16 protein-coding genes are annotated in these 20,452 nt (G+C 65.1%); 6 read left to right on the top strand and 10 right to left on the bottom strand.

Annotated features, from left to right (window positions below):
• Positions 1 to 113 precede the first annotated feature (113 nt).
• The 3 genes from ACW6W5_RS17360 to ACW6W5_RS17350 all read right to left on the bottom strand — a co-directional run bounded on the left by ACW6W5_RS17360 (position 114) and on the right by ACW6W5_RS17350 (position 8,587).
• Positions 114 to 2,222 (bottom strand): M13 family metallopeptidase, encoded by a 2,109-nt coding sequence (locus ACW6W5_RS17360; RefSeq protein ID WP_193222877.1) that lies wholly within the window; start codon positions 2,220 to 2,222, stop codon positions 114 to 116.
• Positions 2,223 to 2,441: 219 nt separating this feature from the next.
• Complete coding sequence (locus ACW6W5_RS17355) at positions 2,442 to 5,255, bottom strand: TonB-dependent receptor plug domain-containing protein (protein WP_152154421.1); 2,814 nt, start codon at positions 5,253 to 5,255, stop codon at positions 2,442 to 2,444.
• Between the two features lie 530 nt (positions 5,256 to 5,785).
• Positions 5,786 to 8,587 (bottom strand): TonB-dependent receptor domain-containing protein, encoded by a 2,802-nt coding sequence (locus tag ACW6W5_RS17350; RefSeq protein ID WP_152154419.1) that lies wholly within the window; start codon positions 8,585 to 8,587, stop codon positions 5,786 to 5,788.
• A 204-nt stretch (positions 8,588 to 8,791) separates the two neighbouring features.
• On the opposite strand from ACW6W5_RS17350, the gene apbC reads away from it, so the two are divergent.
• A complete protein-coding gene (gene apbC, locus ACW6W5_RS17345; protein WP_183073681.1) occupies positions 8,792 to 9,649 on the top strand; it encodes an iron-sulfur cluster carrier protein ApbC in 858 nt (285 codons plus the stop codon).
• A 100-nt stretch (positions 9,650 to 9,749) separates the two neighbouring features.
• Positions 9,750 to 10,322 carry a dCTP deaminase gene (gene dcd / locus ACW6W5_RS17340; RefSeq protein WP_088433273.1) on the top strand — a complete coding sequence of 191 codons (573 nt, stop codon included), beginning with the start codon at positions 9,750 to 9,752 and terminating at the stop codon, positions 10,320 to 10,322.
• A 191-nt stretch (positions 10,323 to 10,513) separates the two neighbouring features.
• On the opposite strand, the gene ACW6W5_RS17335 is transcribed toward dcd, so the two are convergent.
• Genes ACW6W5_RS17335 through ACW6W5_RS17325 form a run of 3 tightly spaced genes read right to left on the bottom strand, consistent with a single transcriptional unit; the run spans position 10,514 to position 11,793 of the window.
• Entirely contained in the window at positions 10,514 to 10,681 is a 168-nt protein-coding gene (locus ACW6W5_RS17335; protein WP_019182647.1) for a LiaI-LiaF-like domain-containing protein, read from the bottom strand.
• A gap of 15 nt (positions 10,682 to 10,696) precedes the next feature.
• A complete protein-coding gene (locus ACW6W5_RS17330; protein ID WP_121038502.1) occupies positions 10,697 to 11,119 on the bottom strand; it encodes an HIT domain-containing protein in 423 nt (140 codons plus the stop codon).
• A complete protein-coding gene (locus tag ACW6W5_RS17325) occupies positions 11,116 to 11,793 on the bottom strand; it encodes a dienelactone hydrolase family protein (protein ID WP_152154417.1) in 678 nt (225 codons plus the stop codon). The genes ACW6W5_RS17330 and ACW6W5_RS17325 overlap by 4 nt, the downstream gene beginning before the upstream one ends.
• A gap of 204 nt (positions 11,794 to 11,997) precedes the next feature.
• Between ACW6W5_RS17325 and rimO the strand changes: the two genes are divergently transcribed.
• Complete coding sequence (gene rimO, locus ACW6W5_RS17320) at positions 11,998 to 13,362, top strand: 30S ribosomal protein S12 methylthiotransferase RimO (RefSeq protein WP_121038495.1); 1,365 nt, start codon at positions 11,998 to 12,000, stop codon at positions 13,360 to 13,362.
• Complete coding sequence (locus ACW6W5_RS17315; protein WP_152154415.1) at positions 13,359 to 14,192, top strand: DUF3025 domain-containing protein; 834 nt, start codon at positions 13,359 to 13,361, stop codon at positions 14,190 to 14,192. The genes rimO and ACW6W5_RS17315 overlap by 4 nt, the downstream gene beginning before the upstream one ends.
• A gap of 24 nt (positions 14,193 to 14,216) precedes the next feature.
• On the opposite strand, the gene greB is transcribed toward ACW6W5_RS17315, so the two are convergent.
• The gene (gene greB, locus ACW6W5_RS17310) at positions 14,217 to 14,720 is read right to left on the bottom strand and encodes a transcription elongation factor GreB (protein ID WP_121038490.1); all 504 of its coding nucleotides are present in this window, start codon (positions 14,718 to 14,720) and stop codon (positions 14,217 to 14,219) included.
• A 55-nt stretch (positions 14,721 to 14,775) separates the two neighbouring features.
• Positions 14,776 to 16,281 carry a helicase HerA-like domain-containing protein gene (locus ACW6W5_RS17305; RefSeq protein WP_121038487.1) on the bottom strand — a complete coding sequence of 502 codons (1,506 nt, stop codon included), beginning with the start codon at positions 16,279 to 16,281 and terminating at the stop codon, positions 14,776 to 14,778.
• A gap of 121 nt (positions 16,282 to 16,402) precedes the next feature.
• Between ACW6W5_RS17305 and ACW6W5_RS17300 the strand changes: the two genes are divergently transcribed.
• Together ACW6W5_RS17300 and ACW6W5_RS17295 are read left to right on the top strand one after the other, a co-directional pair.
• On the top strand, positions 16,403 to 18,007 hold the full coding sequence (locus ACW6W5_RS17300; RefSeq protein WP_121038484.1) for a transglycosylase SLT domain-containing protein: 1,605 nt from the start codon (positions 16,403 to 16,405) through the stop codon (positions 18,005 to 18,007).
• A 114-nt stretch (positions 18,008 to 18,121) separates the two neighbouring features.
• Complete coding sequence (locus tag ACW6W5_RS17295) at positions 18,122 to 18,463, top strand: ribonuclease E inhibitor RraB (RefSeq protein WP_121038480.1); 342 nt, start codon at positions 18,122 to 18,124, stop codon at positions 18,461 to 18,463.
• 152 nt (positions 18,464 to 18,615) lie between these two features.
• On the opposite strand, the gene asd is transcribed toward ACW6W5_RS17295, so the two are convergent.
• Together asd and ACW6W5_RS17285 are read right to left on the bottom strand one after the other, a co-directional pair.
• On the bottom strand, positions 18,616 to 19,458 hold the full coding sequence (gene asd, locus ACW6W5_RS17290; RefSeq protein ID WP_152154413.1) for an archaetidylserine decarboxylase: 843 nt from the start codon (positions 19,456 to 19,458) through the stop codon (positions 18,616 to 18,618).
• Entirely contained in the window at positions 19,455 to 20,105 is a 651-nt protein-coding gene (locus ACW6W5_RS17285) for an SCO family protein (protein ID WP_152154411.1), read from the bottom strand. Before ACW6W5_RS17285 ends, asd begins: the two co-directional genes overlap by 4 nt.
• Between the last annotated feature and the right edge of the window lie 347 nt (positions 20,106 to 20,452).

Raw genomic sequence — 20,452 nt, 5'->3', positions numbered from 1 at the left:
CGAGTGTACCAAGCAAAGCGAAACGAGCGTGATGGGGAGCATGCGCCGCAAAAGCAAAGGCCCGGGAGATCCCGGGCCTTTGCACGCATCACATCACGCGTGGGCGCGATGGTTTACCAGATCACCACCTGCTGGTCGCCTGCGCGCACCATCGGCGAACCGGCCTTGCACTGGAACGCAGCGGCGAAGGTCGGCAGGTTCGACGGGGCGCCCATCGCACGGAACTGCGCCGGGGCATGCGGGTCGGTCGCCAGACGGACCTTCATGTTCTCCGGGGTGTACTTGGTGCGCCACACGGTGGCCCAGTTGAAGAAGAAGCGCTGGTCGCGGGTGAAGCCGTCGACCTTCGGGTCTTCCTTGCCGGCCGAGGCCTTCTGCAGGGCATCGTAGGCGGTGGCCAGGCCACCCAGGTCGGCGATGTTCTCGCCCAGGGTCAGCTTGCCGTTGACCGGCTGGCCATCCACCTTGTAGCCATCGAACTGCTTGATCAGCTTGCCGGTCAGGCCGCTGAAGTTCTTGGTGTCGGCCTCGGTCCACCAGTTCTCGAAGTTGCCGGTCGGCCCGAAACGGCTGCCCTGGTCGTCGTAACCGTGGGTCATTTCGTGGCCGATCACCGCACCGATGCCGCCGTAGTTCAGCGCGTCATCGGCCTTGGGATCGAAGAACGGCGGCTGCAGGATGGCGGCCGGGAACACGATCTCGTTCTGCAGCGGGTTGTAGTAGGCATTGACCGTCTGCGGGGTCATGCCCCACTCGGTCTTGTCCACCGGCTGGCCGATCTTGGACAGCGCGAACTTGTAATTGAATTCGTTCGCCGCGCGCACGTTGCCCAGGTAGCTGTCGCGACCGGTGGTCAGGCCGCTCCAGTCACGCCACTTGTCCGGGTAGCCGATCTTCGGGGTGAAGGTTTCCCACTTGGCGATCGCCTTGGCTTTGGTCTCGTCGCTCATCCAGGTCAGGCCCTGGATGCGCTCCTTGAGCGAGGCGGCCAGGTTCTTGACCAGTTCTTCCATCTTGGCCTTGGCTTCCGGCGAGAAAGCGACCTTGACGTACAGCTGGCCGAACGCATCGCCGGCATCGTTTTCGATGGTGCCCAGCACGCGCTTCCAACGCGGCTTCTGCTCCTTCTGACCGTTCAGGGTCTTGCCGTAGAAGTTGTAGTTCTCGTTGACGAAGGCATCGGCCAGGTACGGCGAGGCGCCGTCCACGGTGTGGAAGCGCAGGTAGGCGCGCCACACCGACGGATCGGTGTCGCCCAGCGCCTTGCTCACTTCCTGGTGGAAGCTTGGCATGGCCAGCGAGAACTTCTCCGGCGCGGCGATGCCCTGGGCCTTGAAGAACTCGGTCCAGCTGAAGTTCGGGGTCAGCTTGTCCGCATCGGCCACGGTGACCGGGTTGTAGAACAGCGAGACATCGCGCGAGAGCTCGACGCTGGACTTGGAGGCCTTGGCCAGGCGGGTTTCGAACTTGACCACATCGGCGGCCTGCTTCTCGGCATCGGCCGTGGCCACGCCGGCCAGTTCCAGCACCTTGGCCACATGGGCCTGGTAGGCCTTGAGCTTGTCGGCGTTCTTGGCGTCGGTGTAGTAAGTGGTGTCGGGCAGGCCGAGGCCGCCCTGGCTGGCGTAGGCCAGGTTCATGCTGGAATTCTTGAAGTCCGCTTCCGGACCGAAGCCGAACAGCACGTTCTCGCCCTTGGCCGCGCTGGTGCGCAGGTAGTTGGCGATCGCATCCTTGTCCTGCAGGCCGTCGATGGCGGTCAGTTCGGCCTTGATCGGCTCGATGCCCTGGGCATTGATCTTGGCCTCGTCCATGCCGGTGGCCCAGAAGTCGCCGACGATCTTTTCGATGCCGACCGGGTTCTTGACCGCCGCGACCTGCTCGGCGAGCTGGTGCTGCACGGCGACCGAGCGCTCGTCCAGGATGGTGAAGGCGCCCCAGCTGGTGCGGTCGGCCGGGATCTCATTGGCGGCCAGCCACTTGCTGTTGACGTAGTCACCGAACGCACCGCAGGCGTCCATGCTGGTGTCCAGATCGGACGGGTGGAAGGCGTTGTAGGCCGGCAGCTTGCTCTCGTCGAGCGTGTACTCGGTGGCGGCGGGGGCCGCCGGCGCGGCGGTGGAGGCTGCGCTGTCCGTGGCCGGGGTTTCGTTCTTGCCGCAGCCGACCAGCGCGGCCGAAACGGCCAGGGTCAGCAGTACCAGTTTGGGTGTACGAGCGATCACGTGATTGGCCTCCAGGCCGGAAAGTCATGCAGGAATGGCCCGGAAGGGCCTGTGGGCCAGACGATACGCCGCTGGCCCGGCCTGCAAGGGTGTCGAAGGTCATGGCCGATGGCAAGAGGCCCGATCCGGTCAACTGCGGACGTGGCCCTGGCCCCGGGCGGACAAGAAAAGCCCCGCCTTGCGGCGGGGCCTGGGGGTGTCATCCCTGGGGGCGGCTCAGTTGGTCTTGGTGCCGAAATCGTACTTGGCCTGCACATACACCGCGCGGCCGTACGGGTTGTAGATGCTGCTGTTGTACGGCGAGGCGATGTTGCCGGCGTAGCTGTGGGCCTGGCCGTCGGGCATCTTGTTGAACACGTTGTTGACCATCACCGAGAGGGTGAGGTTGTCCAACGCCCGGTAGTTCACGCTCAGGTTGTAGGTGGTGTACGAGCCCCACTTGCCAGCCTTGTAACCGGACGGGTGGACGTAGTCGAAGCTCTCGCCCAGGTAGGACATGTAGTTCGGCGTCTTGCCGATGTAGTTGAAGTACAGCGTGGTGGTCCAGCGGTCCTTGGCCCAGCCCACCGACCCATCGGTACGGACCTTGGCGTAGGCGTCGTAGTACCACATCGCATACGGGTCGCGCAGCAGATCCAGGTAGTCATCGCCCGGCTGCGGCTGCAGCTCGCGCTTGAGGATGTTGGTGTAGTTGCTGGCGAACTGCAGCGAGCCGAAGCGTCCGATGTCCTGCACGTACTTGAAGCTGGCCGTCAGGGCCTGCAGGTTCTGGCGCGCGACGTTGAGCTTGGGCGTGAAGATCTGCTCGATGTTGCCGGCGGCATCGCGGGTGATCCAGTCCGCGACGTTCTCGCAGCTGGCCGAGGTCGGGTTGCCCTGGCCATTGCGGCAGTAGTATTCCGCGCGCAGCAGCTGGTCCGAGCTCAGGGTGTCGACTTCGTTGTCGATCTTCCAGTTGTAGTAGTCCACCGAGACAGAGAGGTTGTTCATCGGTGCCCAGACCACGCCGGCATTCCAGACATCGGCGGTGATCGGTTCCAGCTCGGTGTTGCCGGCCTGCACGCCGAACACCGATTCGTTGCCGTACGGGCAGGCCAGGGTATCGGCCGGGGCGTAGCCGAGCTGGCCGCAACGGTAGTAATCGACCGCGCCGTTGGCGTAGTAGCCGCTCTCGCCCTGGAAGGCATCGGGCAGGGTCGGCGCACGGAACGCAGTGCCGTACTTGCCGCGGAACAGCAGGCTTTCGATCGGACGGAACTCTACGCCGATGCTGTAGGTGGCCTTGTCGACGGTGTTGTCGGCGATCTTGTAGGCGTCATAGCGGCCCGAACCGGTGACGGTCAGCGAGTCGATCAGCGGCAGGCGCAGTTCGGAGGTGACGGCGTAGTTGCTGCGATGGCCATTGCCGGCTACCGAGGTGGTGCCCCACACGCTGCCATCCATCAAGCGCTCGTCCGGGCGGTAGTCCCAGCCTTCGCTGCCGGCTTCGGCGACCACGGCGAAACCTGCATCGCCACCGGGCAGGGTGAACAGCGAGCCGTTGGTGATCTGGAAGCGGCCCAGGTTCTGCCAGGTCTTGCTCTGGTTGTAGGTGTAGCCGGTGAAGCTCTGGAAATCACCGGCCGGCAGCTGCGAATAGAACGCGCCCCAGTTCGGGCTGTAGATGTTGTAGCCGTCATCGGTGGTGCCCAGCACCGGGCCGAGCACGCGGTCTTCGAAGTAGCTGTCGATGTCATCGGCCCAGCGCACGAAGCCGCGCTCGGTGAGCTTGTACTCGCCGCGGCTGAAGCTGGCGCTGTAGTCCCAGTTGCCGAAGGTGCCACGCCCGCCCAGGGTGACCTGGTAGGCCTTGTTGCGGTCGGTGTTGAGGATGTCCTTGTAGCCGTTCGGCCCGATGTCTTCGGGCGCGAACGCGCGCTGCAGGTTCATGTACTGATCGGTGTCCTGGTCATAGAACGCGCCGAAACTCAGGTCGCTGCCCCAGAACGTATAGCCCGAACCCGGCGTGTACTTGACCTCTTCCAGGCTGTACAACGCATCGGCGAACAGGGTGAAGTTGTCGTTCACATCGAACGTCATCGAGCTGTAGAACTGGCTGCTCTCCTTGTCGTTCTTCAGTGTGCGGTAGCCGGCGCCGTAGGCCGAACCGCAGGACTCGCCGGCCGCGCGGGTGCCCAGCACGGTGGTGCCGCCGAACTGGCCGGCGACGCTGGCGCAGCGGGTCGGATCCATCATCACGAACGCGTTGTTGTCCGCCGGCAGATAGACCAGGAAATCGTTGGCCGGCACCTGCGCGCTGTAGCCGACGCGGTTGTTGGTGCGGGTCAGGTCGCGCTGGTAGCCCCAGATCGGGTTGCTCTTTTCGTACTGCACATTGACCAGCGCATTGAAGCGGTCATCGGCGCTGTTGAAGCCCTTGGCACCGCTGACGCGGATGTTGTTGCCGCCGCCTTCGGTGGTGGCGCCCCCGCGGACGTTGAGCACGCCGCCGTCCATGCGTTCTTTCAGGATGATGTTGACCACACCGGCGATCGCATCCGAGCCGTACAGGGAGGACTGGCCGCCCGGCAGGATCTCAATGCGCTCGACGATGTCGATCGGAATGCCGCTGAGGTTGTTGAACGCGTCGCTGCCGTTGTACAGCGCCGGGTACTGCAGCATCGGCCGGCCATTGATCAGGTACTTGGTATAGCCCGGATCCAGGCCGAACATGCCGGCCGCTTCAGCGCCCTGGGTGAACGAGGCGGCGGTCTGGCCGCCCTGCAGGCCACCGGTGGTCAGCGAAGACTGCTGCAGGACTTCGGAGATGCTGGTGAAGCCGCGGGTCTGGATGTCTTCGGCGGTGACAGTCAGGACCGGCGTGTGGTTCTCGATCTCGGTCTGCGGGATCAAGGACCCGGTGACAGTGACACGATCGAGATTGGTGGCGGCGTTGTCCTGTGCGAAGACGGAGGCGCTGGTGAGCAGCAGGCCGGTGAGAACGGCAGCGGCAAGCGGATGACGCGAGATCGAATTACCTTGGCAAGACATGTGCAACCCCGTGTAGTAGTGATGTCGTGGCTTTCCCTTCCATGGGACTTCTTGACTGCGTTCAACAACGAACCGGTATCAGGCCTGGGCGGCCGTCCTTGGTGGTTTCATTCTGCGTTCAGTTGAAACCGGCGTGCGGCGAACGTAACACACGCTTAACGTGAAATTCTCTGAATGGTCATCGTCGATAAGCGCTGAGCGTTGACGGAAAGTGAAAGGCGTTGAAAAACAATTGCCTGGGACTAAATGAAATTTTATTTATGTTTCGTCAATGAGTGAATGCTGAATATGGCTCGTAATTAACAACTGAGATCGGTGTGCATATGCCTGTCCCATAGGCGCATCGCGCCATGAAAACGTCGGACATGCACATGCCCCTGTTGAGGCGGCGCATGTCGTTGTAGCCAGGCAGGCGGACGGGCATCACGCCGGTTGCAGGTGCACAAACGCGAAACGCCCCTTTCGGGGCGTTCCGGTTGGCGAACCGGCAGGGCAGGGCCCTGCACGGTCGCCGGTGCTGCCTGCGGCGATTACTTGCCGAAGTCGTACTTGGCCTGGACGTACACGGCACGGCCGTATGCGTTGTACAGGCCGGTGTTGTACGGCGCACCCGAGGTGCCCAGGTAGCTGTAAGCCTGGCCGTCGGGCATCTTGTTGAACACGTTGTTGACCATCAGCGAGAGCGTCAGGTCGTCCTGTGCGCGATAGTTCACGCTCAGGTTGTACGTGGTGTAGGAACCCCACTTGCCTGCGGCCTTGCCCGATGCCGGGTGGACGTAGTCATAGCCATTGATGCCGGCCAGGTAGTTCGGGGTCTTGCCGATGTAGTTCGCGTACAGCGTGGTGGTGAACTTGTCGATCGACCAGCCCACGGACGCATCGCTGCGGACCTTGGCGAAGTTGTCGTAGTTCCACATCGCGATCGGGTTGCCCAGCAGATCCTGGAACTCTTCGCCCGGCTGCGACTGCACTTCACGCTTGAGCATGTTGGTGTAGTTGGCCGAGAACTGCAGCGAGCCGAAACGGCCGATGTCCTGCAGATACTTGAAGCCGACGGTCACGGCCTGCAGGTTCTGGCGGGCCACGTTCATCTTCGGGGTGTACAGGCTGCTCAGGTTGCCGGCGGCGTCGCGCACGACCCAGTCCGCCACGTTCTGGCAGCTGGCCGAGGAACCGTTCGGCAGGCCGTTGCGGCAGTAGTACTCGGCCAGCAGCAACTGGTCGGTGCTGGCCGTATCGACTTCGTTCTCGATCTTCCAGTTGTAGTAGTCGGCCGAGATCGACAGGTTCGCCATCGGTGCCCAGACCACGCCGGCGTTCCAGACGTCGGCCGTGATCGGCTCCAGGTCCGGGTTGCCGGCACGCTCGGAGTACACCGAGACGTTGTCGTGGTAACGGCAGTCGGCGGTATTGCCCGGTGCATAACCCAGGGTGCCGCAGCGGTAGTAATCGGTCGAGTTGGCCGCGTAGTACCCGCTCTTGCCCTGGAAGGCATCGGACAGGGTCGGTGCGCGGAACGCGGTGCCGTACTTGCCGCGGAACAGCAGGCTGTCGATCGGGCGGTATTCCAGGCCCAGGCTGTAGGTGGCCTTGTCGACGGTGTTGTCGGCGATCTTGAACGCATCGTAGCGACCCGAGGCGGTCACCGTGACCTGCTCCAGGACCGGCACGCGCAGCTCGGAGGTCACCGCATAGTTGCTGCGGTGGCCATTGCCGGCCACGGCCGACGAACCCCACACCTGCCCGTCGAGCAGACGCTGGTCGGGCGAGTAATCCCAGCCTTCGCTGCCACCTTCGACCACGACCGCGAAACCGGCGTCACCGCCCGGCAGCGAGAACAGCGAGCCGTTGGTGATCTGCACGCGGCCCAGGTTCTGCCAGGTACGGCTGCGGTTGGTCGCGTAGCCGGTGAAGCTGGCGAAATCTTCCGGCGAGATCGGCGAGTAGAACGCGTCGTAGTTCGGGTTGTAGATGCCCCAGCCATCGGCCGTGGTGCCCAGCTGCGGGCCCAGGACGTGTTCGGCGAAGTAGTTGTTGATCGGGTCCTTCCAACGCATGAACTTGTTTTCGGTGAGCTTGTACTCACCGCGGGTGAAGCTGGCGCTGTAGTCCCAGTTGCCGGCCATGCCCTTCGCGCCCAGGGTCACCTGGTAGGAGCGGCTCTCGTCACTGTTGAGGACGTCGTTGTAGCCCTGGCCACCGATGTCTTCCGGTGCGAATGCACGCTGCAGGTTCACCACCTTGCCCGAGGACTGGTCGTAGAAGCCGCCCATGCCGCTCTTGGTGCCCCACCACAGGTAGCTGGAGCCGGAGGTGTACTCGGTCTTTTCCTTGCTGTACAGCACGTCGGCGAACAGCTGCAGGTTGTCGTTGACGTCGAAGGTCATCGCGGAATAGAACTGGCCGCTGTCCTTGCCGTTCTTCAGCGTCTTGTAGCCGGCGCCGAAGTAGGTACCGCACGACTGGCCGGTCGGGCGATTGCCCAGCACCGTGGTACCGCCGAACTGGCCGGCCACGTTGGCGCAGTTGTTCGGGTCCATCATGTACAGGCGGTTGGTATCGGCGTCGATGACGGCGAAATCATTGCTCGGCAGCTGTGCGGTGTAGCCGTTGGCATTGGTGGTGCGGGTCAGGTCGCGCTGGTAGCCCCAGATCGGGTTGCTCGACTCGATCTGCACGTTGACCAGTGCGTTGAAGCGGTCATCGAACGCGCTGAAACCATGCGCGCCGCTGAAGCGCACGCTGTTGCCGCCGCCTTCGGTGTAGGTGCCGCCACGAACGGAGATGCTGCCGCCGTCCATGCGTTCCTTGAGGATGATGTTGACCACGCCGGCAATGGCGTCCGAACCGTACAGCGACGACTGGCCGCCCGGCAGGACTTCAATGCGCTCGACGATGTCGATCGGAATGCCGCTGATGTTGTTGAACGTATCGCCGCCGTTGTACAGCGCCGGGTACGACATCATCGGACGGCCGTTGATCAGGTACTTGGTGTAGCCCGGATTCAGGCCGAACATGCCCGAAGCTTCCGCGCCCTGGGTGAAGGACGCCGAGGTCTGGCCGCCCTGGAGGCCGCCGGTGGTCAGCGAGGACTGCTGCAGGACTTCGGCCACGCTGGTGAAGCCGCGGGTCTGGATGTCCTGCGCGGTGATGGACATCACCGGAGTCTGGGTTTCGATATCGGTCTGCGGAATCAGCGAGCCGGTGACGGTGACTTTGTCCAGCGTCGTGGCTTTATCCTGTGCCATGGCCGGAGCGGCTGCAGTGGCGATCAGGGCCGAGAACAATGCAGCGGCGAGCGTGTTGCGACGTGCGGTGGTGCTGTAATTCATTGATAGTCCATAGAACAAAACAGAAAGCACTGACGCCAATGATTCCCTCCCGGAACGCGCGGAAAACGCTCAACGTAGTGCGTTTCGACCGTAACATGAACTTAACGAAAATTGCATGGTTTCGTAGCAATCGCGATTTTCAGTCAGGTGCAGTCAAGGTTGTATAGTGGTGCGTCCCATTGTTGTGTTTCCGGAGTGCCCGCAGTGAGTGCCAGCCAGACGCGTCGTCCCCACGCCAGCCAAGTGCAGAAGGGGTTGTCGCCGCATCCGCGCATCCGCAACGTGATCGCGGTGGGGTCAGGCAAAGGCGGGGTCGGCAAGTCGACCACCGCGGTCAACCTGGCTGTCGCACTTGCCGCGCTCGGCGCGCGCGTGGGCCTGCTGGATGCCGATATCTACGGCCCCAGCGTACCGGCGATGCTTGGCCTGAGCGGTCGCCCGGAGAGTCCGGACAACAAGTCGATCGAGCCGATGCGCGCCTTCGGGGTGGAGACCATGTCGATCGGGTATCTGATCGAGGACGAGACGCCGATGATCTGGCGCGGTCCGATGGCGACCTCGGCGATGACGCAGTTCTTCAACGATACGTTGTGGGACGACCTGGACTATCTGCTGATCGATCTGCCGCCGGGCACCGGTGACATCCAGCTGACCTTGACCCAGAAGATTCCGCTGGCCGGTGCGGTGATCGTCACCACGCCGCAGGACATCGCCACGCTGGATGCGAAGAAGGCGCTGAAGATGTTCGAGAAGGTCGAGGTGCCGGTGCTGGGCATTGTCGAAAACATGGCCGTGCACACCTGCAGCAACTGCGGCCAGGTGGAGCATCTGTTCGGCGAAGGCGGCGGCGAGCGCATGGCTGCCCAGTACGGGGTGCCGCTGCTGGGCTCGCTCCCGCTGGAAATCGGCATCCGCGAGCAGGGCGATGCGGGCACCCCGATCACCGCCGCCGCGCCGGAATCCTCGGCCGCCCAGGCCTATCTGCGCGCCGCGCAGCGCCTGATCGAGGAAGTGGCCAAGCGCCCGCGCGCCAGCATTCCGATCCTGTCCTCGCTGATCTGAGCCGGGGCGGTCGCCGCAGCGGCCCCGCCTACGCGTGCCGGGGCAGGGGGGCTGCGGCATAATGGCGGGCCCGAACCGGCGCAGCCCAGGACCCCCTTACATGAGCATCAAGAGTGACCGCTGGATCCGTCAGATGGCCGAGCAGCAGGGCATGATCGAGCCGTTCGAAGCCGGCCAGGTCAAGCAGGCCAACGGCCAGCGCATCGTCAGCTACGGCACCTCCAGCTACGGCTACGACGTGCGCTGCTCGCGCGAGTTCAAGGTGTTCACCAACATCAACTCCACCATCGTCGATCCCAAGCACTTCGACCCGGGCAGCTTCGTGGATATCGTGGGCGACGAGTGCATCATCCCGCCCAACAGCTTCGCGCTGGCGCGCACGGTGGAGTACTTCCGCATCCCGCGCGACACCCTGGTGGTGTGCCTGGGCAAGAGCACCTATGCGCGCTGCGGGATCATCGTCAACGTGACCCCGCTGGAGCCGGAATGGGAGGGCCACGTCACCCTGGAATTCAGCAACACCACGCCGTTGCCGGCGCGTATCTATGCCAATGAAGGCGTGGCGCAGATGCTGTTCTTCCAGGCCGACAAGGACGATATCTGCGAGACCTCGTACAAGGATCGCGGCGGCAAGTACCAGGGCCAGACCGGCGTCACCCTGCCGCGCACCTGATCACCCTGGGCGCACTGTCGCGTGACCGGTAGTCCGGACGTAGGGCCGAGCGTTGGTCGGCTGCTGTCGTGGACCCTGCCGTCGGTCGGCCGCCGTCGCATGGTCTGCAACGAACACCGTCCCAAATGAAAAAAAGCGCGGATCGCTCCGCGCTTTTTTTCGTTTCAGCCGTCGCCGGCCAGCGGCCGGCACTACTTGCCGCGGCCGAACAGCAGGCCGATACCAACGGCCACCAGGACCACCGGCCACCAGGTGAGGATCAGCTTCCCCATGTTCATGTTGGTCCAGCCCAGATTGCTGGCCAGCAGGAACAGGCCGACGAGGATCAGGACGATGGCGGCGACAAGGTTGGAACGCATCAGGGGCAGGGTCCGCTAGGGCTGGGGCGAATATCCTAGCCGTTCCTTCCAGTGTGCGACACGCTCGGCCAGCACCTGTGGATCAAAACGGTGTGCCTGCCCCTGGCCCCAGACCGGGCCCGGCCAAGCCGGATCGCCGACATGGCGCCCGATCACATGGAAATGCAGCTGTCGCACGATGTTGCCCAGCGAGCCGATGTTGATCTTCTCGACCCCATCCGTGCCTTTGAGCGCCTTGCACGCCCGGTTCAATTCGGTGCGCAGCTTGTCCTGCTGCTCGCCGTCCAGATCGATCCACTCGGTCACGCCGCTCAGGCGCGGGACCAGGATCAACCAGGGGTACCTTTCATCGTTCATCAATCGCACTTGCGATAACGGCCCTTCTGCTACCAGTACGCTGTCGGTGGCCAGGCGTGAATCCAGTTCGAACTCGCTCATCCAAGATGCTCCGCAAAGAAGTCCAGGGTGCGTTCCAGCGCCAGGTGGGCGCTGTCTGGATCATACGCATGTCCGACGCTGCGGTTGAAGGCATGATCGGCCGGGTAGACGAAGGTGGCCATCTGCGGCAGCTTCTCGCGGTGGGCTTTGATCGCCTCCGGCGGGATGCTCTTGTCCTGCGCGCCGAAGTGGAACATGACCGGCGCCTTGGGCGCCTCGTCCAGGTATTTCACGTTGCGGGCCCCGTAATAGCTGACCGAGGGCAGGCCCAGGCGCAGCGCGGAGAGCAGGGCGATGCTGCCGCCCCAGCAATAGCCGACGGTGCCGACCCTGCCGGCCGGAGCCAGCCGCGAGGCGGCCGCCCGCACGATCTCCAGCGCCTTTTCGACCCCGAGCTCGTCGACCATGGCCAGGCCGGCGGCTACGCCATCGCTGTCGTAAGGCAGCTCCGGCGGTTCGGTGCTGTCCGGGGCCGACCCGACCAGATCGAAGAACGACGGGGCCAGCACCGCATAGCCCTTGGCGGCGTAATCGTCGGCCACCGCGCGGATGTGCGGGTTGGCGCCGAAGATCTCCTGGATCACCACCAGACCCCCGCGCGGCTTGCCTTCCGGCGTCGCCTGCCAGGCGCGGACCGGTCCGTAATGCGTATCGAGTGTGATCCACTCACCCATGGTGCGAGACTCCCGTTGGTTCAGGCATTCATTATCGGCCCCGCGCGGGTTAGCGCGATGTCAGGGGGCATGCCGGATCTGGCGGGATCAGCCCGATCCGGTTCAGGGGCGCGGGCTGAACGCCGGTATACTTGCCGCCGTTTCCGGCCCCAGGTCCCCACGCCATTCCGGCATGGGCCCAGGCCCCCAGAGTCCTTGCGATCCATGTCCCAGCTGAACCCCAAAGTCGGCTTCGTCAGCCTTGGCTGCCCGAAGGCCCTTGTCGATTCCGAGCGCATCCTCACCCAGTTGCGGTCCGAGGGCTACGACATCGTTCCCTCCTACGACGCGGCCGACGTGGTGGTGGTCAACACCTGCGGCTTCATCGATTCGGCCGTGACCGAGTCGCTGGATGCGATCGGCGAGGCGATGAACGCCAACGGCAAGGTGATCGTCACCGGTTGCCTGGGCAAGCGCCCCGAGCAGATCCGCGAGGCCTACCCGAACGTGTTGGCGGTGTCGGGCCCGCAGGACTACATGAGCGTGATGGAGGCCGTCCACGCTGCGCTGCCGCCCAAGCACGATCCCTTCGTGGATCTGGTGCCCGACTACGGTATCAAGCTGACCCCGCGCCACTACGCCTATCTGAAGATTTCCGAAGGCTGCAATCACACGTGCAGCTTCTGCATCATTCCCTCGATGCGTGGCAAGCTGGTCTCGCGCCCGGTCGATGAGGTGCTGCGCGAAGCCGAGCGGCTGGTGCGGGGGGGCGTCAAGGAACTGCTGGTGGTCTCCCAGGACACCTCGGCCTATGGCGTGGATGTGAAGTACGCCGAGCGCATGTGGCGTGACAAGGCCTACCAGACCCGCTTGAAGGCGTTGTGCGAAGGCCTGTCCGAGCTGGATGCGTGGACCCGCATGCATTACGTCTACCCGTACCCGCATGTGGACGAGATCGTGCCGCTGATGGCCGAGAACCGGATCCTGCCCTACCTGGATATCCCGTTCCAGCACGCCAGCCCGCGCATTCTCAAGCTGATGAAGCGCCCGGGCGCGGTCGACAAGACCCTGGAGCGCGTGCAGCGCTGGCGCCAGCTCTGCCCGGACATCACCGTGCGCTCGACCTTCATCGTCGGCTTCCCGGGCGAGACCGATGCCGAGTTCGAGGAGCTGCTCAGCTTCCTGGACGAGGCGCAGCTGGACCGCGTGGGCGCGTTCGCCTACTCGCCGGTCACCGGCGCGACCGCCAACGATCTGCCCGGTGCGGTGCCCGAAGAAGTGAAGCAGGAGCGCCTGGCCCGCTTCATGGAACGCCAGGCGGAGATCTCCGCCGCGCGCCTGGAGGCCAAGATCGGCACCGTGCAGCAGTGCCTGGTCGATGCCATCGAAGACGGCATCGCGGTGGCCCGTTCGAAGGCCGATGCGCCGGAGATCGACGGTCTGGTGCATATCCAGAATGCCGACGAGGCCAAGCTGCGTGTCGGCCAGTTCGTCGATGTCGAGATCACCGAGAGCGACGATCACGACCTGTTTGGTGACGCGATCATCGCGGCGGAAGCGCGCAAGCCGTTCGATCTGCAGGTGCTGTGAACGCAGCGGCGTCGACGGCCGATCACGGCGGTCGACGCCGCTTCATCGCGCCGCCGCGCGAGGCGGTGGATGCGGCCTGCTTCGCACAGCCGATCTACGCCGGGCTGGGTGACCTGAACGACCTGATGGTGGCGCCGAACTGGCCCACCATTGCATCGCTCGATGCACGCCTCGCGCTGCCGGACACGCATCTGGCGGAGCAGAACGAGATGCTGCTGGCCGACGGCCTGCACTATGAAACCCGCATTGCCGAGCGCGGCCAGATCGCCACGCGTGCGGCCAACTGGCATGACCTGTTCAATGCCCTGATCTGGGCGCGTTACCCCGCCATCAAGCGCGCGCTCAACCGGCAGCAGTGCCGGCACATCGCGGCGATGGCGCCAGGGCAGCGCAACCGGGCGCAGGCCGCGTTGACCCAATTCGACGAGAGCGGCGTGATCGTGCGTGTGCGCGAACCGGCGCTGCTGCGTGCGTGGGACCAGCACGACTGGCAGGCGCTGTTCGGGGATGGGGCAGGGCTGTGGCGACGCGGCGACATTGCCGTCGCGGCAGTGATCGGGCATGCGCTGCTGGAGCAGGCCTTGGTCCCGGAGCGCCTGCTGGTGGGCAAGTGCGTGGTGGTGAAGGGCGATGACGATGCCGCCGCGATTGCGGTGGTCGCGCACGCAATCGCGGACGGTGTGCTGCTCAATGATCCCTTGGAACTGCGGCCGTTGCCGTTGGCGGGGATTCCCGGGTGGCACGTCCACCAGGATGCGGCCTTCCATGCGCGGGCCGACTACTTCCGCCCGTTACGCGAGGGTCGTGCGTATCCCGCAGCGCTGGGGTGATTCCATGCGTGGATGTACTTCCTGTCAGCCGGGGTATGCCACCGACAGGATCGCGAACCCATGGCGGCCGCTGGGCAGCTCCACCTCGAACTCATCGTCCACGCGTTTCTTCAGCAGCGCGCGCGCCAACGGCGAATCGATGCTGATCCAGCCTGCACCGGCATCGGTCTCGTCCGGGCCGACGATGCGGTACACGTGGATGTCGCCCGAGTCGACATTCTCCAGCTCGATCGTCGCGCCGAAGAACACCGCGTTCGGATCGGTCGGCGCGGTATCGACAATGCGCAGTGCTTCCAGCCGCTTGGTCAGATAGCGCACGCGCCGGTCGATCTCGCCCAGCTGCTTCTTGCGATAGGTGTACTCGGCATTCTCGGAGCGGTCGCCTTCCGCGGCGGCGGCGGCCAGTGCCTTCACCACTTCCGGGCGTTTGTGCCGCCACAGCTCATCCAGTTCGGTCTTCAGCCGCTGGTGGCCCTGTGCGGTGATCAGGGCCGTGCTTTTTTCCGCGGGGGGGCGCCAACGCGACATCAGGTCTGCTTGTGCTCTTCAAAAGGTGCCGCGCCACAGGGCGCGACACGAAGTATCAGCGTTTTCCGCCGAAAATACCGCCGAGCAGGCCACGCACGATCTGGTTGCCCAGCTTGGTGCCGACGGTGCGCGTGGTCTGCTTGGCCATGGTTTCGATCATGCCCTGGCGGCGCTTGGTGCCGAAGATCGCATCCTTGATGCTCTGGCCGAAGCCACCTTCCTGCGCCTCATCCTGCTGGCGGGTACGGGCTTTGGGTGCATCGGCCTGTTCGACGGTCTTCTGCGCGCGCTGCGCCAACAGTTCGGCTGCCGATTCGCGGTTGATCGCGGTGTCGTAACGGGTGCCGACCGGGCTGCCGGCACGTACCTGGGCACGTTCGGCCTCGGTGATCGCGCCCATCCGGCAACGCGGTGGCGCGATCTGGGTCTGCTGCACGGGCGAGGGGATGCCCTTGTCCTGCAGCGTGGACACCAGCGCTTCACCGGTCCCCAGCTTGGCCAGCGTCGCAGCCACGTCGAGTTTGGGATTGGGCACGAAGGTTTCGGCGGCGACCTTCACCGCTTTCTGGTCGCGCGGCGTGAACGCACGCAGCGCGTGCTGCACGCGGTTGCCGAGCTGCCCGAGAATGTTGGCCGGCACGTCATCCGGGAACTGTGAGCAGAAGTAGACGCCCACGCCCTTGGAGCGGATCAGCCGGACCACCTGCTCGATGCGCTGCACCAGCGCCGGCGGTGCGTCATCGAACAGCAGGTGTGCCTCATCGAAGATGAAGACCAGCTTCGGCTTCTCCAGATCGCCCACTTCCGGCAGCGTTTCGAACAGCTCCGAGAGCAGCCACAGCAGGAAGGTGGAATACAGCCGCGGCTTGAGCACAAGCTGGTCGGCGGCGAGGATGCCGATCACGCCGCGGCCATCGTGGTTGACGCGCATGAGGTCGGCCAGCTCCAGCGCAGGCTCGCCGAAGAACGCTTCGCCGCCGTCCTGTGACAGGCGCAGCAGCGAGCGCTGGATCGCCGCCACGGTCTGCGCGCTGACCAGGCCGTATTCGGTGGAGATGTCCTTGCGCTCCTCGGCGACCAGGCCGAGCAGGGCGCGCAGATCATCCAGGTCGAGCAGCAGCAGGCCGCGGTCGTCAGCGAGCTTGAACACGATGTCCAGCACGCCGGCCTGGGTATCGTTGAGTTCCAGGATGCGCGCGAGCAGGGTCGGGCCCATTTCACTGACCGTGGTGCGCACCGGGTGGCCGAGCTTGCCGTACAGGTCCCAGAACACGGTCGGGCTGGCAGCGGGCGCGTAGTCGGCCACGCCGAGGTCGGTCGCGCGCTGCAGCAGCGCCTCGGTCCCGGTACCGGGTACGGCCAGGCCGGACACGTCACCCTTCACATCGGCCAGGAACACCGGCACGCCGATCCGCGAGAAACCCTCGGCCAGCGTCATCAGGGTGACGGTCTTGCCGGTGCCGGTCGCGCCGGCCACCAGGCCATGGCGGTTGCCCAGGCGCGGCAGCAGGGTCACGGGGATATCGTCGGTGATGCCTTTGCCGAGCAGAATCGGATCCATGGTCAACTCGCAGTGTGAATAGGCGGGATTCTAAACGTCGGCGTTGGCCGGCCGGCAGACGGGTTGCCCCGATGCAAGCGGCGCGGCTACTCTGCCCCATCGTTCGCACACAGTGCCAAAAATGCCCGTTCCTGTCTTGCTTGTCCGTGGTTGGCCGCTGTTGGCCGTTGCCGCGATGCTGTCGATCGTCCCCGAGGCCCATGCCCAGCGCGTCTCCGCCCGCGACAAGGCCAAGGTGGAGGCGCTCGACCAGCGCATGACAGCCGCCGAGAAGCGCTACAACGCGGCGCTGGTGCTGGTGAACAATGCCGACCCCAAGGGCACCAACGAGGCCGACGCCGCGCTGGAGGACATGGAGGATGTGATCAGCGCCTGTGTGGCCCAGAAGGGCTGCCAGGTCAGCAACCTGCTGCCGACTTACAAGCGCCTGCTCAAGAGCAACGCCGACAGCCAGCAGGACAGCGAGGACGGCACGGCCATCGCCGACGGCACCCTGCTGGAGGCCGACCCGGACCATGTCGGCCCGCTGGCCGCCGATGTGCCCGAAGCGGCCCGCGCTGCCGCGCTGCTCAACGACAAGCGGCACGCCTTCGATACCATGGTCGAGTACAACCCGGCCGTGCAGGCCGGCATCCGCCGCTGGTTGACCGACATGCGCCCGGCGCTGCTCACGAGTTACGAGAACTACCAGAACCTGCGTGCGGTGATGTGGCCGGAGTGGGAAAAGCGCGGCCTGCCCGAAGCGCTGCTGTTCGGGATCATGGCCAAGGAATCCAACGGGCGCGTGCACGCCTCCTCGCGTGCCGGCGCCGCCGGGCTGATGCAGTTCATGCCCGCCACCGGGCGTCGCTTCGGGCTGGGCCCGGACGGCACCGGCTTTGATACGCGCTTTGATGCCCGCAGCGCGGCCGAGGCCAGCGCGACCTACCTCAACGAACGCATGCGCGAGCTCAACAACAGCGTCGAGCTGTCGCTGGCCGGTTACAACGGCGGTGAAGGCCGCGCCATCCGCGTGTTCCGCCAGTACCCGGGGCAGGGCTTCTGGACCGACAGCGTCTACAACCAGTTCCCGGGCGAGACCAAGGACTACGTACCGATGGTGATCGCTGCGGCGTGGATCTATCTGCACCCGCAGCAGTACGGCGTGGAGTTCCCGAAGATCAGCGCGCAGCCGGCCACGATCCGCCTGGCCAAGTCGACCACGATCTACGAGCTGACCATCTGCCTGGGCAGCAGCGGTACCCGCGACGGCTACATGCGTGCACTGCGCAACCTCAACCCGCGCTATGAGGCCGACGGCTGGATTCCGGCCGGCACCACCATCAACGCGACCACCCGCATCGCCGGCCTGTACAACCGGTTCTGCGTCAGCGGCCCGCGCGCCGACCTGGCCCGCACCCTCATCACCGCCGACCTCAATGCGGCGATCGTGCGGCCTACGGCGGTCAGCTACACCGGCAACGTGGCGGTGGGCAGCGTGGTCCCGGTGGCCCAGCCGCAGGCCATGCCTGCGGTGACCCCGGCCGCGCCGGTAGCCGTCCCGGCCGCCAAGCCCAAGGCCAAGCCGGCCCGCAGTTACAAGGTCGGCAAGGGCGAGACCCTCGGCAAGATCGCCGCCAGGTTCCAGTGCGATGTGCCGACCCTGGCCCGGGCCAACGGCCTCAAGGCGCCGGCCTATTCCCTCAAGCAGGGCCAGAGCATCAAGCTGCAGGGCTGCGACAAGTAAGCCATAACCGGGTAGGCTCGCCGGCATCACGCCTGTGGCCGCCCGGCCCAGCACATCCATCGCAGCCTCGGCCACGTGCCGACGCTCACCGCAACACGCATACAGGACACCCAGATGGATATCACCGCAATCAACGAGATGTTCGCCAACATCCGTGAAAACACCGATTGGGACCTCAACGGCCCGATGCTGTGGGGCTACTTCTTCGTCAACACCACGCCGGAGCCGCTGCACGGCCTGGGCGAGAAGCTGGTCGAACTGGGCTACACCCTGGTGGAAGTGTTCGAGCCGGACCTTGAAGAAGGCGAAGACCCCTACCACGTGCTGCACGTGGAGCGCGCCGAGGTGCACACCGAAGCCTCGCTGGATGCCCGTAACCATGAGCTGCAGGCCCTGGCCGAAGCGAACGGCGTGGAAGACTATGACGGCATGGACGTCGGCCCGGTCGAGATCTGATCGGCGCGATCCGATCGAACCGGACACAACGAAAAACGCCCCGGGAAACCGGGGCGTTTTCATTGGTGCGGATCGCATGGTCTACCAGTAGTGCCGGCCGCTGGCCGGCTACCCGGAATACCTGCGATGCCGGCCAGCGGCCGGCACTACCGTCACTTCAGGGTCGCCAGCGCCTGCCCCAACTGCACCGCATGCTCTGCATCCAGGTGCGGCGCGAACTCGGCCACACCGGGCGGCAGCAGCACGATCACGGTCGAGCCGTAGTTGAAGCGCGCCATCTCCGCGAAGCGTTCCAGGGTGATGCCCTTGCCACGGTAATCCTTGCGCGTGATCGTATCGCCGTAGGCCGGAATCTCCTCGCCGCCCCACACCGTCTCCACGCCGGAGACCAGCAGCGCGCCGACCATCACCGAGACCATCGGGCCGAAGTCCGTATCGAAGTGACAGACCAGGCGTTCGTTGCGGGCGAACAGCCCCGGCACCCTGTTCACCGCGGCCGGGCCGACGCTGAACAACCGCCCCGGCACGTGCACGGTCTCGCGCAGCGTGCCGGTCCATGGCATGTGCACGCGGTGGTAATCCTTCGGCGACAGATACACCGTGGCGAACAGGCCGTGGTGGAAGACCTCGGCATCCTTGGCATCGCCCAGCAGCTCGGCGGCGGTGAAGGACTGGCCCTTGGCCTGGAAGATGCGCCCGTCCTCGATCTTGCCCAGCTGGCTGATCCGACCATCGGCCGGCATCACCAGCGTGCGCGGATCGGCATCGGCCACGCGCGCGCCCGGCTTCAACGCCCGGGTGAAGAACTGGTTGAAGGTCGGGTAGCTGCGCGGGTCCGGATTGGCCGCTTCAGCCAGATGCACACCGAACTTGGCGGTTACGGTGTCGATCAGCCAGCGCGAGATCCGCGGGTTGCTGGAATACGCCAGTCTGCGCGCCATGGACGACAGCAGGCGATGGGGCAGGGCGTAGCTCAGCGTGGTCATCAAACTCATGGGGCGGATTTCTCGGTCAGCAGGTGCAGGTCGCGGCCGATGGCCTGCGCTTGGAAAGGAGGGCGGATCAGACCGGCCAGGCGGCCTTCCGGATCCAGCACGGCCAGGCTGGCCGAGTGTTCGAGGGTGTAATCCTCGGGATTCTCATCGAAGTGCTTGCCCGGCACCTTCTGGAACACGAAGCCCAGCGAGGTGGCGAAACGCTCCAGCGAGGGCACATCGGCCGTCGCGGCCAGCGTGTCCTTATGGAACGCATGCACGTACTCGCCCAGCCGTGCCGGCGTATCGCGCTCGGGATCGACCGAAATGAAGACCAGCCGCGGGCGCAGCGTCTCGGGCAGGGCTTCCCACTGCTTCTGGGCCTGGGCCAGATCGGCCAGCGTGGTCGGGCACACATCCGGGCAGAAGGTGAAGCCCAGGAACACCAGGGTCCAGTGGCCCTTCAGCTCGCCCGGGATCAGCCGGGTGCCGTCGGACTGGCCCAGGTTGAAATCGGGCAGCGGGCGCGGCTGCGGATAGAAGGTGATCGACTCGGTGGCGGGGCGGTCACCGCCCGGCTTGGGCGCGAAGACCTTCTGCGCCACGACCAGTCCCAGCCCGGCGGCGAGGGCGATCAGCAGGATGATGCCGACATTGCGATTGAACATAAGGGCCCCGTCCCGGAAGTGGCCACCATGATAGAGGCAGCCACGCCGGATTGTCGGGAGGGGCGTCGGCACGGGTGGGTTTCCGGGACCCGCCGTGAATCCATCCCTGGCGTCTCGTGAGCAGCATCCATGCTGCTCAACGGTCCCGGAAACCCACCCGTACCGCCACCTCGACAGTGGGCCGGTGCGTATGGGTAAGCACAGCCAGGTGCACAGCCGAGCATCGAAACCTCAGCGTCTGGGGCAGGGCACGGATTGCTATTGGCGAAATGCCGAGCATGGCTCGGCACTACAAAAACCGCCTTCGATGCGTAATTCGTGCGCACCCCGCCTTGGCCTTGGCTGTT

Source organism: Stenotrophomonas sp. IS26, assembly GCF_054188265.1.
The sequence above is the reverse complement of the archived record's forward strand: the minus strand, read 5'-3'. Positions and strand labels throughout refer to the sequence as shown.

What these genes read in the sequence shown, in the direction of transcription:
- ACW6W5_RS17355 (WP_152154421.1), bottom strand. Translation starts at nt 5,255, where the DNA reads ATGTCTTGCCAAGGTAATTCGATCTCGCGTCATCCGCTTGCCGCTGCC.
- ACW6W5_RS17350 (WP_152154419.1), bottom strand. Translation starts at nt 8,587, where the DNA reads ATGAATTACAGCACCACCGCACGTCGCAACACGCTCGCCGCTGCATTG.
- dcd (WP_088433273.1), top strand. Translation starts at nt 9,750, where the DNA reads ATGAGCATCAAGAGTGACCGCTGGATCCGTCAGATGGCCGAGCAGCAG.
- ACW6W5_RS17335 (WP_019182647.1), bottom strand. Translation starts at nt 10,681, where the DNA reads ATGCGTTCCAACCTTGTCGCCGCCATCGTCCTGATCCTCGTCGGCCTG.
- ACW6W5_RS17330 (WP_121038502.1), bottom strand. Translation starts at nt 11,119, where the DNA reads ATGAGCGAGTTCGAACTGGATTCACGCCTGGCCACCGACAGCGTACTG.
- ACW6W5_RS17325 (WP_152154417.1), bottom strand. Translation starts at nt 11,793, where the DNA reads ATGGGTGAGTGGATCACACTCGATACGCATTACGGACCGGTCCGCGCC.
- rimO (WP_121038495.1), top strand. Translation starts at nt 11,998, where the DNA reads ATGTCCCAGCTGAACCCCAAAGTCGGCTTCGTCAGCCTTGGCTGCCCG.
- greB (WP_121038490.1), bottom strand. Translation starts at nt 14,720, where the DNA reads ATGTCGCGTTGGCGCCCCCCCGCGGAAAAAAGCACGGCCCTGATCACC.
- ACW6W5_RS17305 (WP_121038487.1), bottom strand. Translation starts at nt 16,281, where the DNA reads ATGGATCCGATTCTGCTCGGCAAAGGCATCACCGACGATATCCCCGTG.
- ACW6W5_RS17300 (WP_121038484.1), top strand. Translation starts at nt 16,403, where the DNA reads ATGCCCGTTCCTGTCTTGCTTGTCCGTGGTTGGCCGCTGTTGGCCGTT.
- ACW6W5_RS17295 (WP_121038480.1), top strand. Translation starts at nt 18,122, where the DNA reads ATGGATATCACCGCAATCAACGAGATGTTCGCCAACATCCGTGAAAAC.
- asd (WP_152154413.1), bottom strand. Translation starts at nt 19,458, where the DNA reads ATGAGTTTGATGACCACGCTGAGCTACGCCCTGCCCCATCGCCTGCTG.
- ACW6W5_RS17285 (WP_152154411.1), bottom strand. Translation starts at nt 20,105, where the DNA reads ATGTTCAATCGCAATGTCGGCATCATCCTGCTGATCGCCCTCGCCGCC.